At 31.6% G+C, this 10,328-nt stretch carries 8 protein-coding genes; 1 reads left to right on the forward strand and 7 read right to left on the reverse strand.

Annotated features, from left to right (window positions below; translation table 11 throughout):
* The 3 genes from glmS to fba form a co-directional block, all read right to left on the reverse strand.
* A partial coding sequence (gene glmS, locus RYK07_RS08175) for a glutamine--fructose-6-phosphate transaminase (isomerizing) (protein WP_314853374.1) occupies positions 1 to 1,796 on the reverse strand: 1,796 nt, incomplete at its 3' end.
* Positions 1,797 to 2,253: 457 nt separating this feature from the next.
* Positions 2,254 to 3,177, reverse strand: a complete 924-nt coding sequence (locus tag RYK07_RS08180; protein WP_314853376.1) for a hypothetical protein — start codon at positions 3,175 to 3,177, stop codon at positions 2,254 to 2,256.
* 217 nt (positions 3,178 to 3,394) lie between these two features.
* A complete protein-coding gene (gene fba / locus RYK07_RS08185) occupies positions 3,395 to 4,252 on the reverse strand; it encodes a class II fructose-1,6-bisphosphate aldolase (protein ID WP_314853377.1) in 858 nt (285 codons plus the stop codon).
* Positions 4,253 to 4,498: 246 nt separating this feature from the next.
* Between fba and RYK07_RS08190 the strand changes: the two genes are divergently transcribed.
* Positions 4,499 to 5,752: a CapA family protein gene (locus RYK07_RS08190; protein ID WP_314853379.1), complete on the forward strand. Its 1,254-nt coding sequence runs from the start codon at positions 4,499 to 4,501 to the stop codon at positions 5,750 to 5,752.
* Positions 5,753 to 5,916: 164 nt separating this feature from the next.
* Here RYK07_RS08190 and dltD read toward each other — a convergent pair whose 3' ends face one another.
* From dltD to dltA, 4 genes are read right to left on the reverse strand one after another with little or no spacing between them, the layout of a single operon-like run.
* Positions 5,917 to 7,086, reverse strand: a complete 1,170-nt coding sequence (gene dltD / locus RYK07_RS08195) for a D-alanyl-lipoteichoic acid biosynthesis protein DltD (protein WP_314853380.1) — start codon at positions 7,084 to 7,086, stop codon at positions 5,917 to 5,919.
* Entirely contained in the window at positions 7,086 to 7,322 is a 237-nt protein-coding gene (dltC, locus tag RYK07_RS08200) for a D-alanine--poly(phosphoribitol) ligase subunit DltC (RefSeq protein WP_020991407.1), read from the reverse strand. The genes dltD and dltC overlap by 1 nt, the downstream gene beginning before the upstream one ends.
* Before the next feature lie 15 nt (positions 7,323 to 7,337).
* Complete coding sequence (gene dltB, locus RYK07_RS08205) at positions 7,338 to 8,498, reverse strand: D-alanyl-lipoteichoic acid biosynthesis protein DltB (protein WP_314853382.1); 1,161 nt, start codon at positions 8,496 to 8,498, stop codon at positions 7,338 to 7,340.
* A 1-nt stretch (position 8,499) separates the two neighbouring features.
* Positions 8,500 to 9,993, reverse strand: a complete 1,494-nt coding sequence (dltA, locus tag RYK07_RS08210; RefSeq protein ID WP_314853384.1) for a D-alanine--poly(phosphoribitol) ligase subunit DltA — start codon at positions 9,991 to 9,993, stop codon at positions 8,500 to 8,502.
* Positions 9,994 to 10,328: the final 335 nt, after the last annotated feature.

Consider the following 10,328-nt stretch of genomic DNA (forward strand, 5'->3'; position numbering starts at 1 on the left):
ACAGATTTTGCTAAGTTTCTTGGTTTATCAACATCTAATCCTTTACCAAGAGATGTGTAATAAGCAATCAATTGTGTCACAACAACACTTAAAATTGGTGCTAATTCCATTTGTACTTTTGGTAATACGATATCGTCTCCTTCACGTTCGCTTCCTTCCATGGCAATAACCATTGTTTTAGCTCCACGTGCTTTTACTTCTTCGATATTTCCTCTTGTATGGCTTGCAACTACTGGTTCACTTAATAAAGCAATAACTGGTGTGCCTTCTTCGATTAAGGCAATTGTACCATGTTTTAATTCTCCAGCTGCGAAACTTTCAGTTTGTACATATGAAATTTCTTTTAATTTCAATGCTGCTTCCATTGCTACATAATAATCTAAATGACGACCAATATAGAATGCATTCGCTGTATCTAATAAGTTTTGATCCACTAATTCTTTTACAACAGATTTTTCGTCTAATACACCTTCGATTGCAGAAGCAATAACGGCTAATTCATGACTCATATCAAATGTTTGAGGACGTCCTTTTGTGCGACGTAATACTTCTGCTAATACAGCCATTACTGTAATTTGTGCTGTATAAGCTTTTGTTGAAGCTACTGCAATTTCTGGTCCTGCATGAAGTAATAATGTATAAGTTGCTTCACGAGATAAAGTCGAACCTTTAACATTTGTAATCGTTAATGAAGGGTAACCTTTTTCATTCACTTTTACTAATGCTTGACGGCTATCTGCTGTTTCTCCACTTTGTGTTAAGAAAATAAAGAATGGTTTTTCAGATAAAATTGGTTGATGATATGCAAATTCACTTGCTAAAAATACTTCAACAGGAATTCCTGCTAATTGTTCTAATAAATATTTTCCAATCCATCCAGCATGGTAACTTGTCCCACAAGCTACAACGTAAACACGATCACTTTGTCCAATTTCTTCTAATAATTCACTAGGAACTTCTAATTCACCAGCTTCATTTGTATATTCTTTAATAATACGACGTAATACGGCAGGTTGTTCATCCATTTCTTTTAACATGTAATGAGGATAAGCACCTTTTTCAATATCATCTGCATCTAATTCTGCTTTAAATGGTGCACGTTCCACTGCTTTTCCATCAATTGTTTCAATTTCCACTTTGTCTTTTGTAATGGTAATTAATTCTTCATCTTTAATTTCTAAGTAAGTATCCGTTTGAGAAATAGTTGCCATAGCATCTGAACAAATAACATTGAATCCATTTCCTACTCCAACTAATAATGGACTTTTATGTTTTGCGGCATATAATACTCCTGGAGCTTGTTCATCTAATAAACCGAATGCAAATGATCCACGAATTTCTTTTAACGCACGACGGAAAGCTTCTTTACCAGATAAACCTTCTTTTTCTGCAAAATATTCTACTAAGTTCACTGCAACTTCTGTATCTGTTTGAGATTGGAAGTTTACATGTGATAAATAAGTTTCTTTTAATTCAGAAAAGTTTTCAATCACTCCATTATGAACTAAAGTAAAACGTCCATTTTGAGAACGATGTGGGTGAGCATTATTTTCTGTTGCTGGTCCATGAGTTGCCCAACGAGTATGCCCAATTCCTGCAAAAGCGGGAACTGATTCATCCACTGCTTCACGCAAGTTGGCAATACGTCCTACTTTTTTTACTAATTGTGTTGTACCATCAGCATCTGCAATAAATAATCCTGCTGAATCATATCCACGATATTCTAATTTTTCTAATCCATCTAAAATGACCGTTTGAATACGGTTATCTCCAATACATCCTACAATTCCACACATATATATAGTCTCCTTTAATGAAGGGTTTCCTTCAAACAAATTTTTCATTGTTTCTGGTGCATGCAAAAATTTTGTATCCCCGCAGAGATTTTTGTATATTGCTGTAGACTGCACTGCCTTGAGTCACCCGCCGAATCGTTCGATAAACTCAATCCTCGTCACTTATCATTCTTAATGATAAGCCTGGCGCTATCCTATGTTGCTACCTTTCTTAGCAATTTATTTTCAGAAACATAATTTATCATACACGATTTTGTACTTATTTGTCAAAACTCTCGAATTTTATATTTAATTTTATATATTTTTTACAAAAAAAGCCATAAGTCACTCATTAGTAACTCATGGCCTTGATTACCTACGAAAATCATTGGCTAATTGATAATTGTCCTTCAACCACCGATTGTCTCTTTTATATTCTTATATAACCTTTATTTACGAGTATAGGAAAATCTTACTGTTAGAACTCCGCAAGAATATTATAATTCTCCTCTAACCATTTTTCGTCATCAACATGTCTCTTACTTGCAAAGTGTCCAATCGATAATTCATAAGGAACATCAGAGTTTTTATATTTCACTCGTAAGTAATATTCTCCAATTCCTTTATAACTCTTCTTAAACTTACGAATACCACGAATTTTATTCAATGATTCAAAATAAAATTCATCCGCATGAATAATAATATGCCCTTTATAAACTAATAAAGCAAAATCCTTTGAAACATACTCGGCGTTTTCCACTAAAAGATTCATATGACCTTGAACTTCTGGGAACAGTTCGAATAATTCTTTATAATTCTTATAGTTATGATAAATAATTTTTCCAGCTGCTACTAAAAATCCTAATCCCACAATAAGAAAAATTAAATCTTTTCCCATTTCAATCCATAAATCAAACTTATCAAATTCATCAAAATAGATGTCTGTTCTTAGGAATGATACCTGATAGATATACCCTAAAATTGTATCATTTTTCGCTTCTCTTTCTTTTTTCTTCGCTAAATTACTTTGTTGAAAAACAGTTTCAAAATCCTGCTGCATTTCTGGAGAAATCTTTACAATTTTTCTTCCTCTTCTTCCATATGTAAATTCAGGAACGACTCTTATTTTTAATAAAATTAATTTATTATCAAATGGTCTTACTTTTGACAGTTTGCTAGCTTCCTCTGCAAGCTCGTCTAATTTATCATTTACTGATTTTAACATATGATAACCTAATTCATCTTCAATGATATAAAAGACTTCTTTTTCATTTGGTAATTCTACTTTTTCGATATCATAAATTCGAATTACTTGAACCTCATCTTCTTCCTTTTCATTAAAAGGCTGATTAATATAAATCTCTTCAATTGGTTCAGTATAACTAACAACATTTTTTAGCATAGTAATAGAAGATATGAAAATGGTAACCAAACTAAAGAGTAAATAAAATCTTGCCCCTTTTGTAATCCTTTTTTTTACTTTCATTTTTCTCTCCTTTTTATCATAAAATTTCATTTCATTTAGAAACATTTTACTCTAAATACTATTAAAATACTACTTTTTTCGAACAAAAAAGGCGAGATTTCTCTCGCCTTTTGAATCTCTTCTCTGATTAAAATTAAGCTTTACCAGTTGAACCGAAGATATCCATAGTTTCTTTTGTTACTTTAACGATTGCATCAAAACCAGGTTTGATAACTTTACGTGGGTCATAAACATTAGCATCTGCATTTAATTTAGCACGAACTGCTGCAGTCCATTGTTGTTGTAATTCAGTGTTAACATTGATTTTAGCATGTCCACGTTCGATTGCTTTTTTGATTTGATATTCTGGAATACCTGATCCACCGTGTAATACTAATGGAGCACCAGTAGCTTCAGAAATAGCTAACATTTCGTCAAATCCTAATACAGGTTCACCTGCATAAGTTCCGTGAACTGAACCTAAAGCTGCTGCTAAAGCATCAATACCTGCTTCTTTAACCATACGTTCACATTCGTGTAAGTCAGCATATTTAATTCCGCCTGTTACGCCATCTTCAGTACCACCTACAGTACCTACTTCAGCTTCTACAGAAACACCTTTTGGATGTGCATAAGCTACAACTTCTTTAGATAATTCAATGTTTTCATCAATTGGATAATGAGAGTGGTCAAACATTACTGAGCTGAAACCAGCATCAATATATTTTTTACATACATCTACAGATGAACCATGGTCTAAGTGTAATGCAACTGGGACTGTGATATCCATAGTTTCTAATAATGCATTTACCATAGCTGCAACTACTAATGGGCCACCCATGTATTTACCAGCACCTTCAGATACTCCTAAGATGATTGGTGATTTTGCTTCTTGAGCAGCAGTTAGAACAGCTTGTGTCCATTCTAAGTTATTGATGTTGAATTGACCTACGGCATATTTACCTTCTTTAGCTTTGTTCAACATTTCTGTCATACTTACTAAACGACTCATTTAAAATTTCCTCCTTATACTAGTTTCCTAGTATTTATTTTTACGTTGCTATTATACCCCAAAATTCGTTCGATAGCTAGTTATTTAGAATATTATTATGAAATAATTTCATAATCTATTTTTCTTTTCATAATATTTCATATATTATCATTTCAATAAATATAAGAATTTTCTTAGAATTTTTATAGAAATTTTCCTAATTTGTTTTATAATAGTGATAGTATAAACAATTTGGGAGGGATTAATATGAACCAACGTCAAAACAGTTCATATCATAAACGTGCAGTTAGAGAAGCACGTTTCGCAAAACTATTATTTGCTTTTATCGCAATAGCCTCACTCGCTATTGTCATTTTCATTTTAAATATTCCATCAATTATTAATAATGAAAATAAGCTATTAACTAAAAATGTATCTACAAATCAGCAAAGTTCTTCAACCGCTTCAGAAGATAAGGAAGTCCATACCGCTAGAATTACAGCTAGTGGAGATATGCTATATCATGACATTGTTTATGGAAGTGCCTTTGATGGACAAACCTATGATTTCAAAAATGATTACGAGCAAATTACTCCACTCGTTTCTTCAGCTGATTTAGCTCTTGGAGACTTTGAAGGTACGATTAATCCAGATAGACCTTTAGCCGGCTATCCGATTTTTAATGCCCCTGAAGAAGTTGTTCAAAGTATTAAAGATGCTGGATATGATGTTTTAGACTTAGCTCATAATCATATTTTAGATACAGGAATTAGTGGATTAAAATATACAGCTACAGCTTTTAGAAATGCCGGTTTAGATATTTTCGGAGTAAAGGTAGATCCAAATGAAGGAATTTTAGTCAAAGAAGTAAACGGGATTAAGGTCGCTATTTTAGGATTTTCATACGGATTCAACGGAATTGAAGCAAGTATTTCTAAAGAAGATTACGATAATCATTTATATGACTTAAACATGGATAAAGTAAAAGAGCAAATTGAAAAAGCTGAACAAATCGCTGATTTTACAATCATTATGCCTCAGATGGGAGTAGAATATCAGTTAACACCAACTGACGCTCAAGTCGACACTTATCATAAAATGATTGAATGGGGAGCAGATGTTGTATTTGGAGGGCATCCTCACGTTGCTGAACCTACTGAAACTATCGAAAAAGATGGGCAAAAGAAATTCATCATTTATTCAATGGGGAACTTACTATCTAACCAAAGAATTGAAACATTAGATAAAATTTGGACCGAGCGTGGTGTCATTATGGATATTACGATTCAAAAAGAAGGCAATCAAACAACCTTAACAAGCGTACAAGCTCATCCAACATGGGTTTCTCGTACTCCAATTAATCGTACATTCCAAGGCTATCAAGCATATGATTATCAAGTATTTCTAGCAGAAGATTATTTACCAGGTGCAAAATACGCAAATACTGTTGATGAAACAACTCGTCAACGAATTGAAAAAGCTTATCACGAAATGTTAGAGTTATTAAATATTCAATTCTAAAACAAAAACCACACGACAAAAATCGTGTGGTTTTTTATATTCTTTAAAAAGCACTGTAGACAAATTCTGCTACATTTGAAAAATCTGCATGAAGTAGATATAAGCCTAATACTAGAAATAAAACATAAAATGCCATTGTCCATACAAATAATTCATGTTTTTCACTAATCTTTTTGATAGAATTTATACATTTCTTCAGCAACTTCAGGCCATCCTTTCCATCCAGGGTGAACCGTATCATACATAACATAAGGTTCATATTCCTTTGGTGTTAAATCCATAAGTTTATATCCATATGAATTAGTAATTTCTGCTAACTTTTTAGAGTAAACCTCTCTTTGATCTTTACCAATACCAATATAATCATACCAACGTCCATTAATTGGGAAATTAACGACTTCTACTTCTAACCCTAATTCTTTAGCCATTTGTAATACTAATGCATAGTCATCATATTCTGTTGATTGATCATATTTATAATTAGAGTACTTATTTTTTAGTTTTTCTTTACGATTTTTAATTTCAGCATTATATTGGCGATTTTCAACGTAAAATTCATTATTATCTGTTGCTTTTTTTGCTTCATCTAAATACTTATTTTGAATTTCAGCCCAATCATACTGAGGAGTTTTCTCTCCACTAGAAGGTATTGGTTTAACATTCCCTGTAAAATAAAAGGCAATCTTATTATTAAGTATATATTTTTCCACATCGAACCAATTTAATAAATCATCTAATACTGTTCCTTTATTATCCAATAATCGACGTTTGTATCTTTCAAAATTTTGATGCACAAATTTATTATCTTTGGATAATTCTAATATACGATTTATAAATTTCTCTTTTGTCTCATGACTAAGTTTAGGATTCTTCAATGTATAGTACACATGCTCATTCGATACACGACTTAAAAATGCTTTTGGATTCATTCCATATTGATCAAACCAAATAAATGATTCACTTAAAATAAATTTTTGTTTAGGAATACTATCCGATAATGAACCTAACATTGAAGCTTGAATAATATTTTGAAAATTCCCTCCACCTACAGCCATAATATGAAAATCATCATAATTAAAAAGATGCTTAATATGGAATGGATAATTACTTGGAGTACTCAATTCAGACGAACCAAACACTACTAAAGTTTTATCATCTATATTATCTTTTATAATGTCTCTACTTTTGTATTTGGTATATTCGAAATTATAGCGAATACTATTATCACTTACATGATAATAATCTGCTAATTTCTGATTTATTACATGAACATATACCCCAAGAGTAAGTAACGCAAGTACCAAGGCTATTCCTAGGGCCTTAATTTTCTTCATTATTGTTTCACCCTAGTTTCGATATATTGAATAATTTTATTTGGGGTATCAATTTCTTCATAAGTTACTTCTGTTGGAGCTACTTCGATACCAAACTCTTCCATTCGAACTAATAATTCCACAAAAGCTAACGAATCCATTAGACCTTCTTCTTTTAAATTAATGTCACGTTCTTCATAAATGACATCATCTTCGCAAATTTCTTCAATGATTGCTAAAACTTTTTCTTCTAACATGATGTTCACCTCTTATTATTTCGTCAATAATTTTATAATAAATTCATATGGTTTCTCAGAAAAAATGAGTAAACCAATCATCACTAAATGCATGGTTACAAACCAACTGACAACCTTATAAGCTGTTTTCTGTTTATATTTTTTATAAAATTTAGATTTCTTCTGATACCATTCAAAGCCAGCCATTAAAACTCCATGATACACACCATAAATAATATAACTCCATGAAAGCCCATGCCAGAACCCCATGAATATCATATTGAGCATATACGCTACCATTGCTGTTGTTAAACGAGTTTTGAACCATTTATGTCTCATTGACTTCATTACAATTCTTGAGAAAATAAAATCTCTCAACCATGTTGACAACGAAATATGCCAACGATTCCAGAAATCTTTAATATCGATACTTAAAAATGGTTTATTAAAGTTCATAGGCGTTTGAATTCCCATAATATTACTTACACCGACTGCCATCAAACTATATCCTGCAAAATCGAAGAATAAGTAAAATGTATACAAATACATATAGGAAACCGTTGTAAATAACAACCCTTTATGTGGAATATGATTCATTGCTAAATACAATAGTCCAGATAAAACTACTTTATAAACTAATCCTAATAATAGTCTAAATAATCCAGTTCCTAATAATTCAACATATTCTTCTCTCGGAATTGTCTGATGAATATCTTCCATAAATCTTCTACTTCTATCAATTGGTCCCGAACTAATGGTTGGGAAGAATAATAAAAATTGAAGATAATCAATCAAACCTATTGGTTCTTTTATAATTCCATCATATGTTTCAAATATAATTTGTAACACTTTGAAAGTCATATAAGAAATGCCCAAAAATCCAAAAATAGAAACTTTCAATACAATAACTGTTTTTGCGGCAATTAATAATAAACTCGCAAAAAATATAATAGGATATTTCGTAGATTTCTTATCTCTAAAATGAAAGCCTAATCGAACTAATAAATAAGTTTCTACAATAAAGATGACTAAGTTTATAAAATGGTTCGGTTGCTCTTTAAAGACTGCTATCGCAATTCCAATTGATAGAACAAAAGTAATCCAATAAACCGATTTTTCAAATAATCGTAAGAGAATTACTGGAATCAGTGCAAAAAACAATGTTCCAAAGAAATCTAAGCCATCAAAATACTCCATTCTATAACTCCTTTAATTTTTTCTTATCAATCTTACCATTATTGTTTAATGGCATTTCATCTAAAAAGACGATTTTTTTAGGAATCATATATTCTGGAACATATTGCGCTAAATCTTTTTTAATCAATTTACCCGTTGCAAATCGGCTTTCAACTTCTTCTGTATAAACTACATAAGAAATGATAGATTTAATTTTCCCATCTTCTGCATAAGATGGAACCGTTGCAGCTTGGCGAATTTTTGGATTTTTCAATAAATTATTATCAATATCCTCTAATTCAATACGATGTCCATGTAATTTGATTTGGAAGTCAATACGTCCTTCGCAGAATAATAATTCTCCTTCAAAATGACCTAAATCTCCCGTTTTATAGCTACGTTCTCCAACTTCAGGGATAATAAAACTTTTCTGCGTCATTTCTGGATTTTGATAATATCCATTCGCAACTGTATCCCCTTGGATAATAATTTCTCCACTCTGTTCTCCATCAATCGTAACTGTTGTTCCTGGTTTAATCACACCGACTGGCAAATTATTTGGATACTGTTCCAAAATTTCTCTTGTAATTGATACCCATGTAATCATTACAGTAGATTCTGTTGGCCCATAGGTATTTACGACTTCAGCATTTGGGAAACGATCTAATAATTTTTGCGCAGTTGTGGCGAATAATTTTTCTCCACAGAAAACAAATTGATTGACTTGTGGCAATAATTCTTGATTAAAGCTTGGATCAACTAAACACATCTCTGCAAATGACGGTGTTGAAATCCAAACCGTAGCATTTGATTCTTTTAATGTGTTAAATAAAACCTTAAAATCTTGTAAATGCTGTTTATCAATTTGTATTAATGGCGCATTCATATAAAGCGATGGCCATAAAGACATTACTGACAAATCAAATGAAAATGGCGGATGCCCTAAAAATACTTGTGGACCTTTATTTGTATAATAACCTGTATACCATTTTAAGAAATGATTTAGATTATCATACGTAATCGAAACCCCTTTTGGTTTGCCTGTGCTTCCAGAAGTGAAAATAATATAAAAAATATCTTCATCTTTTACATAATATTTAGGATCGATACTTTCAGAAGTTGTGCGAATAATTTCTTTAGTAGCTGAAACATCTAATAATGGAGTTTCTAACTCAATTACTTCACTTGTTAATACAACTGGTGATTGTACCGTTTTAATAATATCTTGTACTCGATCAATGGGTGTATTTACATCTACTGGACAAAATGCACGTCCTGATTTAACACAGGCTAAGAAATAGACGAGCATCATTGGATGCTTATGTCCATAAACAACGATTGGTTGACGATTATCTTGCAATCTTTCCTGTAAATAATAGGCTAATTTATCAGAGTATTCCCAATATTGCGCTGGAGATAATTCCTCTTCTAAAAATAAATCATGACGATAGATTTTTTCAGTTTTCCCCTTAAAACTTGATAGTCGATCTAATAACTTTTCAAACACCTTATTCATTTCCCTTCTTTATCATCTAATCGTCTAACAGCCGATGTCTAGACTGTCACATAGTAGAAGTATACCATATTATAGATTTTCTGAAAATCGTAATCCTTAAAATAGCACGCTTTTATAAGGAAAAATACTAAAATTCTTCACATACTAGAATTTTTTCTTTAAACTCTCATCTTTTTTTAAGTAAGTAAAAAGGCTGAAACAACATTGAAGTGACCTCCGTAAATGAGAATTAAATAAAAACACCTCCAAGTTGAATTTGGTACAATATTATCAAATGCATATGGAGGTGTCTTTTTATGGTTAAAAATCGTGTTGGTAGAAAAATCGTCTACTTC

Origin of the sequence: uncultured Granulicatella sp. (genome assembly GCF_963528315.1) — a bacterium.
In the GTDB taxonomy this organism is placed as follows: domain Bacteria; phylum Bacillota; class Bacilli; order Lactobacillales; family Aerococcaceae; genus Granulicatella.